11 protein-coding genes are annotated in these 16,192 nt (G+C 62.7%); 2 read left to right on the top strand and 9 right to left on the bottom strand.

The features are described from left to right. Positions 1 to 3,594, top strand: coding sequence for a hydantoinase B/oxoprolinase family protein (locus tag V6M63_RS08460; RefSeq protein ID WP_332741140.1), 3,594 nt, complete (start codon positions 1 to 3; stop codon positions 3,592 to 3,594). A 66-nt stretch (positions 3,595 to 3,660) separates the two neighbouring features. Here V6M63_RS08460 and lapB read toward each other — a convergent pair whose 3' ends face one another. From lapB to gyrA, 9 genes are all read right to left on the bottom strand, one after another. After that, positions 3,661 to 4,806 (bottom strand): lipopolysaccharide assembly protein LapB, encoded by a 1,146-nt coding sequence (gene lapB / locus V6M63_RS08455; RefSeq protein WP_332741139.1) that lies wholly within the window; start codon positions 4,804 to 4,806, stop codon positions 3,661 to 3,663. Further along, positions 4,796 to 5,101, bottom strand: coding sequence for a lipopolysaccharide assembly protein LapA domain-containing protein (locus V6M63_RS08450; protein WP_332741138.1), 306 nt, complete (start codon positions 5,099 to 5,101; stop codon positions 4,796 to 4,798). Before V6M63_RS08450 ends, lapB begins: the two co-directional genes overlap by 11 nt. A 59-nt stretch (positions 5,102 to 5,160) precedes the next feature. Then, the gene (locus V6M63_RS08445; RefSeq protein ID WP_056275700.1) at positions 5,161 to 5,481 is read right to left on the bottom strand and encodes an integration host factor subunit beta; all 321 of its coding nucleotides are present in this window, start codon (positions 5,479 to 5,481) and stop codon (positions 5,161 to 5,163) included. Between the two features lie 93 nt (positions 5,482 to 5,574). After that, positions 5,575 to 7,260 carry a 30S ribosomal protein S1 gene (gene rpsA / locus V6M63_RS08440; RefSeq protein WP_056275697.1) on the bottom strand — a complete coding sequence of 562 codons (1,686 nt, stop codon included), beginning with the start codon at positions 7,258 to 7,260 and terminating at the stop codon, positions 5,575 to 5,577. Positions 7,261 to 7,444: 184 nt separating this feature from the next. Then, a complete protein-coding gene (locus tag V6M63_RS08435; RefSeq protein ID WP_332741137.1) occupies positions 7,445 to 9,454 on the bottom strand; it encodes a bifunctional 3-phosphoshikimate 1-carboxyvinyltransferase/cytidylate kinase in 2,010 nt (669 codons plus the stop codon). Between the two features lie 37 nt (positions 9,455 to 9,491). Then, complete coding sequence (locus V6M63_RS08430) at positions 9,492 to 10,370, bottom strand: prephenate dehydrogenase (protein WP_332741219.1); 879 nt, start codon at positions 10,368 to 10,370, stop codon at positions 9,492 to 9,494. Next, positions 10,370 to 11,467: a prephenate dehydratase gene (gene pheA / locus V6M63_RS08425; protein ID WP_332741136.1), complete on the bottom strand. Its 1,098-nt coding sequence runs from the start codon at positions 11,465 to 11,467 to the stop codon at positions 10,370 to 10,372. The genes V6M63_RS08430 and pheA overlap by 1 nt, the downstream gene beginning before the upstream one ends. Before the next feature lie 24 nt (positions 11,468 to 11,491). Continuing rightward, the gene (gene serC / locus V6M63_RS08420; protein WP_332741135.1) at positions 11,492 to 12,598 is read right to left on the bottom strand and encodes a 3-phosphoserine/phosphohydroxythreonine transaminase; all 1,107 of its coding nucleotides are present in this window, start codon (positions 12,596 to 12,598) and stop codon (positions 11,492 to 11,494) included. Beyond that, on the bottom strand, positions 12,598 to 15,246 hold the full coding sequence (gene gyrA / locus V6M63_RS08415; protein ID WP_332741134.1) for a DNA gyrase subunit A: 2,649 nt from the start codon (positions 15,244 to 15,246) through the stop codon (positions 12,598 to 12,600). Before gyrA ends, serC begins: the two co-directional genes overlap by 1 nt. Positions 15,247 to 15,507: 261 nt before the next feature. Here gyrA and ompA point away from each other — a divergent pair, with 261 nt between their 5' ends. Continuing rightward, positions 15,508 to 16,158, top strand: coding sequence for an outer membrane protein OmpA (ompA, locus tag V6M63_RS08410; protein WP_332741218.1), 651 nt, complete (start codon positions 15,508 to 15,510; stop codon positions 16,156 to 16,158). Positions 16,159 to 16,192 lie beyond the last annotated feature (34 nt).

The following is a 16,192-nucleotide window of genomic DNA, read 5'->3' as shown; positions in this document are numbered from 1 at the left end:
ATGCAAGACAACACTTCCCCACTGGGCAGCCGCTGGCAATTCTGGATCGATCGTGGCGGCACCTTCACCGACATCGTGGCCAAGAAGCCGGATGGTTCACTCACCACCCACAAGCTTTTGTCCGAGAACCCCGAGCAGTACCGTGATGCGGCGGTGGCCGGCATTCGCCACCTGCTGGGTTTGAAACACGGCGAGCCTGTGACGCCTGCGCTCGTGGAGTGCGTGAAGATGGGCACCACTGTGGCCACCAACGCGCTGCTGGAGCGCAAGGGCGAACCAACGCTGCTCGTGACCACACGCGGTTTTCGTGATGCGCTTCGCATCGCGTACCAAAACCGCCCGCGCCTGTTCGATCGCCGCATTGTCTTGCCCGAGTTGCTGTACAGCGAGGTGATTGAGGCACAGGAACGTGTCAGCGCGCACGGCAATGTGCTGCAGGTGCTGGATGAGGTGGCGTTGCGTCGAGATTTGTTGGCCGCATACGCGCGCGGACTGCGCAGCATGGCCATCGTGTTCATGCACGGCTACCGCTTCACCGCCCACGAACAGGCCGCCAGTCGCATTGCCCGTGAGGTCGGCTTCACGCAGGTGAGCACCTCGCATGAGACCAGTCCGATGATGAAGTTCGTGAGCCGCGGCGACACGACCGTGGTCGACGCCTACCTCTCGCCCATCCTGCGACGCTATGTGGAGCAGGTGGCCGGCGAGATGCCGGGTGTCAAGCTGTTCTTCATGCAGTCTTCGGGCGGATTGACGGACGCGCGAGCGTTCCAGGGCAAGGATGCGATCCTCTCAGGTCCGGCTGGCGGCATTGTGGGCATGGCCCGCACGGCGGGCCTGGCGGGCCAGGACAAGGTGATCGGCTTTGACATGGGTGGCACCTCCACCGACGTTTCACACTATGCGGGTGAATTCGAACGCGAGTTTGAAACCCAGGTGGCGGGTGTGCGCATGCGCGCACCCATGATGAGCATCCACACCGTGGCGGCCGGTGGAGGCTCCATTCTTTCATTCGACGGTGCCCGCTTCCGTGTGGGCCCCGAAAGTGCAGGTGCCAACCCAGGACCCGCCAGCTACCGCCGTGGCGGACCGCTGGCGGTCACCGATGCCAACGTGATGACCGGCAAGATCCAGCCGCGCCATTTCCCCAAGGTGTTCGGCCCCAAGGCCAACGAGGCGTTGAGCCTGGAGGCGGTGCAGGCTCGATTCGGTGAATTGGCGGCGCAGACCGGTCGTCCACCTGAAGAAGTGGCAGAAGGTTTCATCAATATCGCGGTTCAGCAGATGGCCAACGCGATCAAGAAGATTTCAGTCGCACGCGGTTATGACGTCACACGCTACACACTGCAGTGCTTCGGCGGTGCGGGCGGGCAACACGCCTGCCTGGTCGCTGATGCATTGGGCATGACGCGCGTGTTCGTGCACCCGCTTGCAGGCGTGCTCAGCGCTTACGGCATGGGTCTGGCGGATCAAAACGTCATTCGTGAGCAGGCGGTGGAGTTGCCGCTGGCGGCCACCTCCTTGCCGCTGATTGCTGAAAAACTCGATGCATTGGGCGCAACCGCGCAAGCGGAACTGGAACGCCAGCAGGTGAATGCGGGTGAAGCCAAGGTGCACCACAGGGTGCACGTGCGCTACGAAGGCAGCGACTCGGCATTGGTTGTGCCATTCGGGGACCTTGCCACGATCCAGGCTGGCTTCGAGTCCGCTTACCGCCAGCGCTTCTCTTTCCTGATGCAAGGCAAGCGCCTGGTGGTGGAAGCGGTGTCGGTGGAAGCGGTGGTGCCGGGCGACGCGCCCGACGAACCCCGCTTTGAAACGCATGAAGCCCGCGAAGTGCCGCGGCGCGAAACCGTGCGCATGTATTCCGGTGGTCAATGGTTGGACGCTGCCCTGGTGGTGCGCGAGGATCTGCGCCCGGGTGACGTGATTCCAGGGCCGGCGATCATTGCCGAAAAGAATGCCACAACGGTGGTGGAGCCGGGTTGGGAAGCTGTTCTGACCGCGCTCGATCACCTGGTTCTGGACCGCCGCGTGCCGCGTACCGTGACCTACGCCGTGGGCACCACGGTGGACCCCGTGCTGCTGGAGGTGTTCAACAATCTGTTCATGAACATCGCCGAGCAGATGGGGCTGCAACTGCAGAACACTGCCTACTCGGTCAACATCAAGGAGCGACTCGACTTCTCGTGCGCGCTGTTCGACGCCGAGGGCAACTTGATTGCCAATGCACCTCACATGCCGGTGCACCTGGGCTCCATGGGCGAGAGCATCAAGACCGTGATCCGTGAGAACGCCGGCAAGATGCAGCGTGGCGATGTGTATGCGCTCAATGACCCATACCACGGTGGAACCCACCTGCCCGACGTGACCGTGATCACGCCGGTGTACCTGGGCAACAAGCCCACGTTCTACGTCGGCTCGCGCGGCCACCATGCCGACATCGGGGGCACCACTCCAGGGTCCATGCCTCCGTTCTCAACGCGCATCGAACAAGAGGGCGTGCAGATCAACAACGTCAAGTTGGTTGATCGTGGCGTCTTGCTCGAAGCCGAGATGGTGGCGCTGTTGCAAGGCGGAGAGTTTCCCTCTCGCAACCCGCAGCAGAACATGGCCGACCTCAAGGCACAGATCGCCGCCAACGAAAAGGGTGTGCAGGAGCTGCGCAAGATGGTCGAGCAGTTCGGTCTTGACGTGGTGCAAGCCTACATGCGCCATGTACAGGACAACGCGGAAGAGTCGGTGCGACGCGTGATCACGCGCCTCAAAGACGGCGCATTCACCCTGCCGCTGGACAACGGTGCGCAGATTCAGGTGGCCGTGCGGGTGAATACCGCACAGCGCAGCGCAGAGATCGACTTCACTGGAACGTCGGCTCAGCAACTCAACAACTTCAACGCCCCCACCGCGGTGTGCATGGCCGCTGTGCTCTATGTGTTCCGCACCTTGGTCGACGACGATATCCCGCTGAACGCCGGCTGCCTCAAGCCACTCAAGGTCATCATCCCCGCGGGCTCCATGCTCAACCCCAATCCGCCGGCATCGGTGGTGGCCGGCAACGTGGAGACCTCCAGCTGCATCACCAACGCCTTGTATGGCGCGCTGGGCGTGATGGCTGCGAGTCAGTGCACGATGAACAACTTCACCTTCGGCAACGCGGCCCACCAGTATTACGAAACGATCTCGGGCGGCAGTGGCGCGGGAGAGGGATTTGATGGCACGAGCGTGGTGCAGACCCACATGACCAACTCACGCCTGACCGATCCCGAAGTGCTGGAGTTCCGCTTCCCGGTTCGGCTGGAGAGCTACGAGATCCGCGAAGGCTCAGGCGGCACAGGCCGCTGGCACGGGGGGCACGGCGGCGTGCGGCGCGTTCGTTTCCTCGAAGACATGACTGCCAGCATCCTGTCCAATGGCCGCCTCCACGGCGCGTTCGGCATGGGCGGTGGGCAGGCCGGTCAGGTGGGCCTCAATCGAGTGGTGCGGGTAGATGGCTCAGAGGAGGAGCTGGGCCACATCGGGCAGGCGGAAATGAAGCCAGGCGACATCTTCGAGATCCACACCCCCGGCGGTGGCGGCTACGGAAAAGCTTGACGAGCGCAAAGCTCGCTTCAGAAACTGCGGAACCGGCTTGGGCCGGACCGCAGGTGTTGCCCCTGGCTACAACTCTTCGACCCGGCGGGCCGGGTAACTGTCCCAGGTCTGGCAACCAGGACACTGCCAGAAGTGTTGGCGGGCCTCAAAACCGCAGGCTGCGCAGCGGTAGCGCCGCAATGGCGCGCTCGCTTGCTCCAAGGCCTGTTGCACCCGTGCTTGTGCGCGTTCACTTGACAATGTTTCTCCCGCCAACCACTGCGCGGTGATGACCAGTGAGGGCTCGCGTTCCAGGTGGTTGAGGTAGTGGTTGCGCATGACCTCAGGGTTGAGGCTCAGGCTGGCCAGGGCTTGCGTGATGTCGATCGACGGCGCTCGCTCGTGGCTTGCCTGCAGCACCTTGACAGCCTCTGCCTGGCGTCCGGTTTGCCGGGCCAGGTCGGCGAGTGAGTGGGCCGCCAGCGGCAATCCCTGTGGAGCATGCTGGTTGAGATGGAACAGGGCGTCCAGCGCGCCTGCGGCGTCGCCACCCTGGGCCTTCTGTGCAGACAGAGCCATCCAACCTCGTGAGAGCTGTGGTGCCCGCTGCACAGCCTCTTCCAGGAGGCGCAAGGCCTGCGTGCTGTCGCCGCCCTGTTGGGCAATTTCAGCTTCTTCGCAGAGGTAGTGGGCCAGTCGCGTGGAGAAGCTGCCTTGCTCGGCGGCCTCCAGCCTTTGGGCGATCTCCTTGGCCCGCGGCCAATCGCGTGAACGCTCGTAAATGCCCAGCAATGCCAGCAAGGCCTCGCCTTCGAACGCCGAGCCCTCGAGTTTGTTGAGAGCGGCCTCAGCACGGTCCAGCAGTCCCGCCTTGAGGAAGTCCAGGGCCAGGGCATGCTGGGCGCGGTCGCGGTCTTTGTGGCTGATGTCGGCTCGCGAGAGCAGGTGTTCATGCACTCGCACGGCGCGGTCATAGTCGCCACGGCGCCTGAACAGGTTGCCCAGCGCAAAGTGCAACTCCGCTGTGTCAGGGTCGCCTTGCACCGCCTCAATGAAAGCGTCGATCGCCTGGTCCTGCTGTTCATTCAGCAGGTGGTTCAGGCCGCGGAAGTAAGCCTTGGGCGCCTGGCGGCTTTCCATGCGCCATTGACGAAGATCCAGGCGGGAGGCTCCCCAGCCCGCAGCAAACGCCAGGGGCAGACCCCACAGCAGCCATGTGAAATCAAAGTCCATGGCGGCGGTCGCTGGGGTCTGGAAATAGTGTGGAGTCTGCGTCGAAGGAGGTGCTGGCCGCGATGGCCGACGCAGCGCGGCGCCGCGAGCGTTTGGCCCGCAGCCACAGTGGCAGCATGACCAGCACGCCGAGGAACACGCCGAGCACGAGTGCGACCAGTATGACGAGCACCAGCGGCGCCTGCCAACTGGCACCAAAGAACAGGTTGAGCGTCACGCTGTCCTGGTTGTTCAGCGCGAAGGCGAACAAAACAAAAAAAATGGCTGCGTTGAGCAGCCACATCAGGTATTTCAAATCGTCCCCTTTGTGGTGGGCCGATTGTAGCGATCAGGTCGCCGCCAAGGCAGCGGCCATCACGTCGGTTTCTTCGGTTCGCGCCCGAGAATCTCGGCCGTCTTGGCGTCCACCTGTTCGCGCAGGGCCTTGCCCGGCTTGAAGTGCGGTACACGCTTCTCGGGAATCATCACGCTCTCGCCAGAACGCGGGTTGCGTCCCACGCGGGGGGAGCGGCGATTGACCGAAAAGCTGCCAAAGCCGCGGATCTCGATCCGATGGCCTTTGACCAGTGCGTCGCCCATGGCATCGAGGATGGCCTTGACGGCGAACTCGGCGTCGCGGTGGGTGAGCTGACCAAATCGGCTGGCCAACGCTTCAACAAGGTCGCTGCGGGTCATGTGTTCGGGTTTGGGCTTGGGCATTCAAGGACCGGCGTCCGGTCAGAACACACGCCGTGAGGTATGTGTCTGATCAGACGCCAGCATTCGTGCTTAGCCGTTGTTGTTGTCCAGCTTGGCGCGCAGCAGGGCGCCCAGGCTGGTGGTGCCGGCGCTTTCGCGCGAGGACTGCTGGCTCAGGGTCGCCATGGCTTCCTGCTGGTCAGCGGCATCCTTGGCCTTGATGGACAACTGGATGTTGCGCGTCTTGCGGTCGATGTTCACCACCACGGTGGTGACTTCGTCGCCTTCTTTCAGCATGTTGCGTGCGTCTTCCACACGGTCACGGCTGATTTCGCTGGCGCGCAGGTAGCCCAACACGTCTTCACCCAGGTCGATCTCGGCGCCTTTGGCGTCGACGGTCTTGACCTTGCCGGTCACGATGGAGCCCTTGTCATTCACCGACACGAAGGTGGTGAACGGGTCGCCGTCGAGTTGCTTGATGCCCAGAGAGATGCGCTCGCGCTCCACATCGATGGCCAGCACGATGGCTTCGACTTCCTGGCCCTTCTTGTAGTTGCGCACAGCGGCTTCGCCGGTTTCGTTCCACGACAGGTCGGACAGGTGAACCAGGCCGTCGATGCCGGCGGCCAGTCCCACGAACACGCCGAAGTCGGTGATCGACTTGATCGGGCCCTTGACGCGGTCACCGCGCTTGGTCTGTTCAGCAAACTCGTGCCATGGGTTGGCACGGCACTGCTTCATGCCCAGCGAGATGCGGCGCTTGTCTTCGTCGATGTCGAGCACCATGACTTCGACTTCGTCACCCAGCGACACCAGCTTGGAAGGCGCCACGTTCTTGTTGGTCCAGTCCATTTCGGACACATGCACCAGGCCCTCGATGCCTGGCTCGAGTTCCACGAACGCGCCGTAGTCGGCGATGTTGGTGATCTTGCCGAACATGCGGGTGCTTTGTGGGTAGCGGCGGGCAACGCCCATCCAGGGGTCGTCGCCCATCTGCTTGAGGCCCAGCGAGACACGGTGCTTCTCGGTATCGAACTTCAGGATCTTGGCGGTGATTTCCTGGCCAGCCTGCACCACTTCGCTCGGGTGGCGCACGCGACGCCATGCCATGTCGGTGATGTGCAGCAGACCGTCGATGCCGCCGAGGTCCACGAACGCACCGTATTCGGTGATGTTCTTGACCACGCCGTGCACGATGGCGCCTTCTTTCAGGGTGTCCATCAACTTGGCGCGTTCCTCGCCCATGGAGGCTTCCACCACGGCGCGGCGGCTCAGCACCACGTTGTTGCGCTTGCGGTCGAGCTTGATGACCTTGAATTCCAGGGTCTTGTTCTCGTACGGGGTCAGGTCCTTGGTGGGACGGCTGTCGACCAGCGAGCCCGGCAGGAAGGCGCTGATGCCGTTGACCATGACCTTCAGGCCGCCCTTGACCTTGCTGGACGTCGTGCCGGTGACGAATTCACCCGATTCGAGTGCTTTCTCCAGGGACATCCACGAGGCCAGGCGCTTGGCCTTGTCGCGCGACAGCAGGGTGTCGCCGAAACCGTTTTCCACGGAGTCGATTGCAACGGAGACGAAGTCTCCGACCTGCACTTCGAGTTCACCCAGGTCGTTCTTGAATTCGGCCAGCGGCACATAGGCTTCCGACTTCAGACCGGCGTTGACCACCACGTGGCTGTGTTCGATGCGAACGACTTCAGCGGTGATGACTTCGCCCGAGCGCATTTCGGCGCGTTTCAGGGATTCTTCGAACAGGGCGGCAAAAGATTCAGACATTGAATTTCCTAAAACCACTCAGCGTCGGCGCCTTCAACCGGTGTGACTCGGTTTGCGCAGGGATCGACGTGTGGGCGGCGTTGACATTGCGGTGCGAAACACCGCGGGGTTGGTTGAAAAGAACCGTCGAGCATGCGGGCTGGGAGCGCCCGGCTGTGCCGTCAGGGCCGTTTGTGCAGCGCGCTCAGCTCCCCGAGAACGCCGTTTTGCCCTGCCACCAGTTCATCACCACTTGCACCGATTGCTCGATGTCCAGTTCGGAGTTGTCCAGTTTCAAGGCGTCTTCGGCCGGCTTGAGAGGTGCGTGTGTGCGGGATGAGTCCCTCAAATCACGCGTTCGCAGGTCTGCCAAAAGACTGTCGATGTTAGCAGCAATTCCCTTTGAAATCAATTGCTTATGGCGCCGCTCGGCGCGCTGCTCGGCGGTGGCGGTCAGGAACACCTTCAAAGCCGCGTCCGGGAAGATCACCGTGCCCATGTCACGCCCGTCGGCCACCAGACCGGGCAGGCGCCGGAAGCTTTGCTGGAGGGCATACAGGGCAGATCGCACCGCCAGGTGTTGGGATACCCGGGACGCCATGCCGCCGGTGGATTCCAGTCGCAGCGGGTCGGTGATGTCGCGACCACCCAGAAACACCTTGTGGTCACGGAAAGCCAGCGGCAGCTGTGCGGCCAGGCGGGCCAGGGCGGGTTCGTCGTCCAGCGACACGCCGGCGTCTTGCGCTGCGAGCGCGGTTGCCCGGTACAGTGCGCCGGAGTCGAGCAGGTGGTAGCCCAGGCGCTGCGCCACTTCAGAGGCCAACGTGCCCTTGCCGGAAGCCGTGGGGCCGTCAATGCAGATGACTGGGATGGCTTGGGCTGGCGTGCTGCAAACCTCGAACAAGGTCTCGAAGTAGTCGGGAAAAGTCTTGGCGACGCATTTCGGATCTTCAATGCGCACCGGCAGGCCCGCCGGGTTGAAGCTGGCCAGTGAGAAGCACATCGCCACCCGGTGGTCGTCGTAGGTGTGGATGCTCGCGGAGCGCCAAGTGGTGGGCGGCGTGATGCGGATGAAGTCGGTGCCTTCTTCCACCGTGGCACCCAGTTTGCGGCATTCGTTGGCCATGGCGGCGATGCGGTCGGTTTCCTTCACGCGCCAGCTGGCGATATTGCGCAGCGTGGTGGTGCCGTCGGCATAGAGCGCCATCACGGCCAACGTCATGGCGGCGTCCGGGATGTGGTTGCAGTCGAGGTCGATGGCCTTGAGTGGCCACGCGCAACGGCGAATGCGCAGGTGATTGGCTTCTCCGGTGATCTCGGCGCCCATGAGTCTGGCCGCTTCGACGAACCGGATGTCCCCCTGGATCGAGGCCAGACCGACGCCTTCGATGGTGATGCCGTGCGTGCTATGCGCGATGGCACCCAGCGCGATGAAGTAGCTGGCCGATGACGCGTCGCCCTCGACGGGTATGCGCCCCGGCGAGCAGTAGCGGCTACCGGCAGGGATGGTGAAACGTTGCCAGCCATCCCGTTGCACATGCACACCGAAACGAGAGAGCAGGTTCAGCGTGATTTCGATGTATGGGCGCGAAATCAGTTCGCCCACGACATCGATGACGACGCCTTGCTTCTGCGCCACCAGCGGCAGGGCCAGCAGCAGCGCCGTGAGGAACTGGCTGGAGACGTCGCCCCGCACGCGGATGGGCTGGTCGAGTTGCAGCGCAAGGGGTGTGCCCGCACCGAGCTTGAGCGGCGGATAGCCTTCCTGGCCCAGGCAGTCCACGGCGCAGCCCAGTTGGCGCAGGGCATCCACCAGGTCACCAATGGGTCGCTCATGCATGCGCGGGACGCCACTGAGCTCGAACTCGGCACCGTGTGTCGACGCCAGCAAAGCCAGTGCAGCGGTCAGGGGGCGCATGGCCGTACCTGCATTGCCCAGAAACAACCGCGCGTGTCGCACCGGGAGGACGCCGCCCAGGCCATGGACACGCAAGGCGCCGTCGGGTTGTGGCTCGATCCTGCAGCCGAGCTGGCGCAGGGCGTCCAGCATGACTTGCGTGTCGTCGGAGTCCAGGAGGTCGGTCACGTCGGTGTGACCCTCGCTCAAGGCTGCCAGCAAGAGCACCCGGTTGGAGATGCTCTTGGAGCCCGGCAGGCGTACGGTGCCGTCAGCCGTGGCCAGCGGAGGAATGTCGAGGAACGGAATGGAGTACATGTGCGCGGTGACGCGAGAACGCCGCAGCGTGCGTCGCTCAGCTCTGGGGCTTGATGGCGGTCATGCGCCAATGGGCGCGGGCACTGCTGGCTTGGTCAATGAGGGCTTCCAGCGCGTCCGGGTTGTCGGCATTGATGGCCGTCTCCAACGCATGCAAAGCCCGCTGAAAAAATCGAGACTGTGCCAGGAGTTCTTCGCGATTGGACATGAGGATGTCGCGCCAGATGGCGGCGTCGCTGGCCGCAATGCGCGTGAAATCGCGAAAGCCTGGGCCGGCCAGCGACAGGAAGTCTGCCGCCTGTTGTTGGCTCTGGATGCCGTTCATCAAGGCAAACGCCACCAGGTGGGGCAAGTGGCTCACCGCTGCGTAGGCAGCGTCGTGCGCTTCGGGCGACATCTGCTTGACGTGGCAACCCAGGGCGGTCCAGACCTTGTGTGCCTTGTCCAGTTGCGCCGTGAGCGTGCGCTCGATCGGCGTGAGGATGACCTGACGGCCCTTGTACAGATCGGGATCTGCATGGTCGACACCGGCGAGTTCCTTGCCCGCGATCGGATGCGTTGGCACGAACACGCCCACCTGGTCCTTGAGCACGCGTCGCGCCGCATCGATTACTTCGCGTTTGGTCGATCCCACATCCATGATCAGCACGTCACCGCGCACCAAGTGCCGGATGGCCTTGAAGGTGGCTTCGGTGGCCGACACGGGCACGGCGAGCAGCACCAGATCAGCGCCCGAGACGGCCAGCAACGCAGAGGGGGCTTCAACGTCGATCACACCCAGCTGGCGTGCCCTTTCGGTGGTGGAGGGAGACTTGCTGTAGCCGACCACGCGTTTGACCAGACCGGCGCGCTTGAGAGCCAGCGCAAACGAGCCGCCCATCATGCCGCAGCCGATCAATCCCAGTTGTTCAAACATCATTCGTTCACCGGGTACGCGCCCAGCACCTTGTAGAAAGCGCACAGGCCTTGCAGTTCTTGTAGGGCGGCGGCCACATTGGGCTGCGATGGGTGGCCTGCGATGTCGATATAGAAGTAGTACTCCCACTGTCCGGATTTCGCCGGTCGCGACTCGAAACGCGTCATCGAGACACCGTTGTTCTTGAGAGGCACCAACAGGTCGTGCACCGCCCCTGGCCGATTGGGGACCGACACCACCAGGCTGGTGCAGTCGCGTCCCGAGGCAGGCGGCATGGCCAGCGTCTGGGGCAAGGCGATCACGGCAAAGCGCGTGCGGTTGTAGGCCTCGTCCTGGATGGCGTGCGAGACGATGTGCAAGCCGAATTGAGCAGCAGCGCGCTCACTGGCGATGCCGGCCCAAGCAGGATTGGTGGCCGCAAGCCGAGCGCCTTCGGCATTGCTGGAGACCGCCCGCTTTTCGGCCTTGGGCAGGTGCTGCGAGAGCCAGTTCTGGCACTGGGCCAAGGCCTGGGGATGCGCCATGACCACTTCGATGCCGTCCAGCGTGTTGAGCTGGCGCAGCAGGTTGTGACGCACCAGCAGGCTCACTTCACCCACCACATGCACGGGCGAACGCAGGAACAGGTCCAGCGACCGTGCCACCACACCCTCGGTGGAGTTCTCCATGCCCACCACACCAAATTGCGCGGTGCCGGCGGCGGTGGCGTGGAACACCTCGTCGAAGTCGGCGCAGTAGATCAGGTTGGCCGCGCTGCCGAAGAACTCGATGGCTGCCTGCTCGCAGAAAGTGCCCTGCGGGCCCAGCACCGCCACGCGCTGCGGTGCTTCGAGCGCGAGGCAGGCCGACATGATTTCGCGCCAGATCGATGCCACATGCTGGTTCAGGAGAGGGCCTTGATTGGCACCCTGGATTTTTTCGATCACCTGGGCCACGCGGTCCGGTCTGAAAAATGGCGAACCTTCTTGCCGCTTGATGACGCCGACTTCCTCGGCCACGCGCGCACGCTCGTTGAGCAACGACAGCAACTGCTGGTCCAGCGCGTCGATCTGGACGCGCAGGACCGCCAGGGCATCTGACTGAGTGGGTTGGGTCATGTCTTCGGGTTCTGAGGCCTGGGGTCAGGCCCGTGTTTTTTCAAAGTCGCGCATGTATTGCACCAGCGTTTGCACGCCTTCCAGCGGCATGGCGTTGTAGATGCTCGCGCGCATCCCGCCCACCGATTTGTGCCCCTTGAGTTGCAACAGGCCCGCGCCCTTGGCGCCGGCCAGAAATGCATCGTTCAGGGCTTCGTCGCGCAGAAAGAACGGAACGTTCATGCGCGAACGGCAGTTGGGCGCGACCTTGTTCAAGTAGAAAGCGGAGGCGTCAATGAAGTCGTAGAGCAGCGAGGCCTTGGCGATGTTGCGTTGCTCCATGGCCGCCACGCCGCTCAGGCCACCTTCGGTCTGTCGCTTGAGCCATTGAAAGGTAAGGCCGGCCACGTAGATGCTGAAGGTGGGCGGCGTGTTGTACATCGAGGCATTCGCCGCCACAGTCTTGTAGTCGAATGCGCTCGGGCAGACGGGCAGGGCATGGCCCAGCAGTTCTTCGCGAACGACCACGAGAGTCACACCAGCCGGGCCCAGGTTCTTTTGAGCGCCTCCAAAGGCCAGGCCCACGCGCGACCAGTCCACCGGTCGCGATGCCACATGGGAGGAAAAATCGATCACCAGCGGCGCGTTGCTGCCCAAAGCCTTGAGGTTGGGCAATTCGTGGAATTCGATGCCGTGGATGGTTTCGTTGCTGCAGATGTGCACGTACTGAGCGTCTGCGCTGAGCTTCCAGGTGGCGGGCGAAGGCAAGGTGGTGTGGCCGGAATCGGCGTTGCTGGCCGCCAGCACGGGTTGAGCGTAGCGCGCTGCTTCCTTGATGGACTTCTCGCTCCAGCTCCCGGTGACCACAAAGTCCACCTTGCCGCCGCGCGAGAGGTTGAGCGGCACGATGGCGTTCTCGGCCAGTCCGCCACCTTGCATGAACAAGATACGGAACTCTGCTGGCACTGCCAGCAGTTCACGCAGATCGGCTTCTGCTGCCTCAATGATGGCGCTGAACTCCTTGCCGCGGTGGCTCATCTCCATCACGCTCATGCCGCTGCCGCGCCAGTCGAGCATCTCGTCAGCGGCTTGCTGCAACACTTCGGTGGGCATGGCCGCCGGGCCAGCTGAGAAGTTGAAGGGGCGCGCCATCACGCTTCAGTGCCCGGATCGTCGACCTCGTTCGTCTCATTCGAGTCGTCAAGCTCTGGCACATTGGCATCGTTCTCAACGATGCGCTGCAGGCCCGAGAGTTCGGCACCTTCATCCAGCGCGATCAGTGTGACGCCTTGCGTGGCGCGTCCCATTTCACGGATCTCGGCGACCCGGGTGCGCACCAGCACGCCCTTGTCGGTGATCAACATGATCTCGTCGTCGGTGTGCACCAGCGTGGCGGCCACCACCTTGCCGTTGCGCTCGCTTTGCTGGATGGCGATCATGCCCTTGGTGCCTCTGCCATGGCGGGTGTATTCGGAGATCGGCGTGCGTTTGCCGTAGCCGTTGATGGTCGCGGTCAGCACGCTCTGATACTCGTCTTCGGCCACCAGCATGGCGATCACGCTTTGGGTCTCTTCAATCATCATGCCGCGCACACCACGTGCGTTGCGGCCCATGGGGCGCACGTCGTTCTCGTCAAATCGCACGGCTTTGCCGCCGTCGCTGAACAGCATCACATCGTGTTGGCCATCGGTGAGCGCAGCCCCGACCAGGAAGTCGCCTTCGTCCAGGTCCACCGCGATGATGCCCGCCTTGCGCGGATTGCTGAATTCATCCAGTGCGGTTTTCTTGACGGTACCCATGCTCGTCGCCATGAACACATAGCGGTCTGATGGGAACGTGCGCATCTCGCCCGTCAGTGGCAACACAACATTGATCTTCTCGCCTTCCTGCAGCGGGAACATGTTGACGATCGGTCGACCGCGCGAGCCGCGCGAACCCGCAGGCACTTCCCACACCTTGAGCCAGTAAAGCCGACCGCGGTTGGAGAAGCACAGGATGTAGTCGTGTGTGTTGGCGATGAAGAGTTGATCGATCCAGTCGTCTTCCTTCGTGGCGGTGGCTTGTTTGCCCCGCCCGCCGCGCTTTTGCGCCCGATACTCGGAGAGCGGCTGGCTCTTGATGTAACCGCTGTGGCTGAGTGTGACCACCATGTCGGTGGGCGTGATCAGGTCCTCGGTGGCCAGGTCTTGCGCGTTGTGCTCGATTTCGCTGCGGCGCGCACCGAGCTTGGTCTGGCCGAACTCCTGCTTCACCACCACCAGCTCGTCGCCGATGATGGTCGAGACGCGCTCGGGTTTGGACAGGATGTCGAGCAGATCGTCGATCTCGCCCATGACCTCCTTGTACTCAGCGACGATCTTGTCCTGCTCCAGGCCGGTCAGGCGCTGCAGGCGCATCTGCAGGATTTCCTGCGCCTGTGTCTCGGAAAGCCGGTACAGACCGTCACCGCCCATGCCGAACGCCTTCTCCAGGCCGTCGGGTCTGTAATCGTCGGCGTTGATCACGCCGCCATCGCTGCGCGTGCGGGTGAGCATCTCGCGCACGAGTTGGCTGTCCCACGGACGTGCCATCAGTTCGGCTTTTGCCACGGGGGGCGTGGGCGATTCGCGAATGATCTTGATGAAATCGTCAATGTTGGCCAGTGCCACTGCCAGGCCTTCAAGCACATGACCCCGTTCGCGTGCCTTGCGAAGGTTGAACACGGTGCGACGGGTCACGACCTCACGGCGGTGCTCCAGGAACACCTGGATCAGATCCTTGAGGTTGCACAAACGGGGTTGGCCGTCGACCAGCGCCACCATGTTGATGCCGAAGGTGTCCTGCAGTTGTGTTTGCTTGTACAGGTTGTTGAGCACCACCTCCGGCACTTCGCCCCGCTTGAGCTCGATCACCAGGCGCATGCCCGATTTGTCCGACTCGTCCTGGATGTGGCTGATGCCCTCGATCTTCTTTTCGTGCACCAGCTCGGCAATGCGCTCCTGCAGAGTCTTCTTGTTGACTTGGTATGGGAGCTCGTCCACGATGATCGACTGGCGCTGACCGCGGTCGATGTCTTCAAAGTGGCACTTCGCGCGCATCACAACCCGGCCGCGGCCCGTACGATAGCCATCCTTCACGCCATTGATGCCGTAGATGATGCCGGCCGTGGGGAAGTCGGGCGCCGGGATGATCTCCATCAACTCATCGATCGATGCATCGGGCTGCTTGAGCAAGTGCAGGCAAGCATCAACCACTTCGTTGAGGTTGTGCGGCGGAATGTTGGTGGCCATGCCCACCGCAATGCCCGACGAGCCGTTGACCAGCAAGTTGGGCAGACGTGATGGCAGTACCAAGGGCTCCTTTTCAGAGCCATCGTAGTTGGGGCCGAAGTTGACGGTTTCCTTGTCAATGTCGGCCAACATCTCGTGCGAGATTTTCGACAGGCGGATTTCCGTGTACCGCATGGCGGCCGCATTGTCGCCGTCCACCGAGCCGAAGTTGCCCTGTCCATCCACCAGCATGTGACGGAGCGAAAAATCTTGCGCCATCCGAACGATCGTGTCGTACACCGCGCTGTCGCCGTGCGGGTGGTATTTACCGATGACATCGCCGACGATACGGGCCGATTTCTTGTAGGGCCGGTTCCAGTCGTTGTTGAGCTCGTGCATGGCAAACAACACGCGCCTGTGCACGGGCTTGAGGCCATCGCGTGCATCGGGAAGCGCCCGCCCGACAATCACGCTCATTGCGTAGTCGAGGTAGCTGCGGCGCATTTCCTCTTCAAGACTGATGGGCAGGGTCTCTTTGGCGAACTGTGTCATGAGCAGGGGCAGAAATGCGTCGGATGGGCCAAAAGGCAACTCGCCATTTTACGGGTGGCACCGGATCGCGCCTTGGCACGCTCTTTGTTGTAACACCACAACGAATGCTGGGACAGTCGGAATACAGTCCCCGAGGCGCCCGTACCTGCCGGTTGGCGCTATAGCGCTTGTGGCACAATGAAATCCAGCGTTTTGAGTGGTGGTCACTTCAAGCGTCTTTTTTTGTACGCAGATTGTCTGCGGCTTACCAAGAGGAAAACCATGAAAAAACTCAACAAAGTGGCAATGCTGATCGCAACGGCCGCCATGGCAACGGCCGCCGGCGCCCAAACCATCGACAACTGGCGCAATGGCACCAGCGAACTGGTCTGGAAAAACGGTACCAATGAACTGTGCTGGCGCAATTCCAGCTGGACGCCTGCAACTGCCGCTGTCGGTTGCGACGGTGCCATCGTTCCTGTGGCTGCTCCTGCACCGGCTCCTGCTGCAGCACCAGCACCTGCCCCAGCCGCACGCCCCGCGCCCGCTCCTGCCGCCGCACCCGCTCCTGCAGCGTCCAAAGTGACCTACGCTGCCGATGCGTTCTTCGACTTCGACAAAGCCGTGCTCAAGCCAGAAGGCAAAGCCAAGCTGGACGACCTCGCCAGCAAGGTGTCTGGTATCAATCTGGAAGTTGTGATTGCCGTGGGTCACACCGACTCCACCGGCGCTGCTGGTTACAACCAAGCCCTGTCCAACCGCCGTGCTGAAGCCGTCAAGGCCTATTTGGTGAGCAAGGGCATCGAAAGCAACCGCATCTACACCGAAGGCAAGGGTCTGACCCAGCCAGTGGCAGACAACGCCACCCGCGAAGGCCGCGCCAAGAACCGCCGCGTCGAAGTGGAAGTTGTCGGCACCCGGGCCAACAAGTAAACCTTCGGGTTGCCCCAAAAAAACCGCGCTTCGG

The sequence above is a fragment of the Hydrogenophaga sp. genome (assembly GCF_036675665.1).
In the GTDB taxonomy this organism is placed as follows: Bacteria; Pseudomonadota; Gammaproteobacteria; order Burkholderiales; family Burkholderiaceae_C; genus Hydrogenophaga.
Note: the sequence above shows the minus strand (reverse complement) of the source record. Positions and strands in the feature narration are given on the sequence as shown.

Coding starts and splice junctions, on each gene's coding strand:
- V6M63_RS08445 (WP_056275700.1), bottom strand. CDS start 5,481: ATGACCCGCAGCGACCTTGTTGAAGCGTTGGCCAGCCGATTTGGTCAG.
- V6M63_RS08435 (WP_332741137.1), bottom strand. CDS start 9,454: ATGTACTCCATTCCGTTCCTCGACATTCCTCCGCTGGCCACGGCTGAC.
- ompA (WP_332741218.1), top strand. CDS start 15,508: ATGAAAAAACTCAACAAAGTGGCAATGCTGATCGCAACGGCCGCCATG.
- gyrA (WP_332741134.1), bottom strand. CDS start 15,246: ATGACACAGTTCGCCAAAGAGACCCTGCCCATCAGTCTTGAAGAGGAA.
- lapB (WP_332741139.1), bottom strand. CDS start 4,806: ATGGACTTTGATTTCACATGGCTGCTGTGGGGTCTGCCCCTGGCGTTT.
- V6M63_RS08460 (WP_332741140.1), top strand. CDS start 1: ATGCAAGACAACACTTCCCCACTGGGCAGCCGCTGGCAATTCTGGATC.
- V6M63_RS08430 (WP_332741219.1), bottom strand. CDS start 10,370: ATGTTTGAACAACTGGGATTGATCGGCTGCGGCATGATGGGCGGCTCG.
- pheA (WP_332741136.1), bottom strand. CDS start 11,467: ATGACCCAACCCACTCAGTCAGATGCCCTGGCGGTCCTGCGCGTCCAG.
- rpsA (WP_056275697.1), bottom strand. CDS start 7,260: ATGTCTGAATCTTTTGCCGCCCTGTTCGAAGAATCCCTGAAACGCGCC.
- serC (WP_332741135.1), bottom strand. CDS start 12,598: ATGGCGCGCCCCTTCAACTTCTCAGCTGGCCCGGCGGCCATGCCCACC.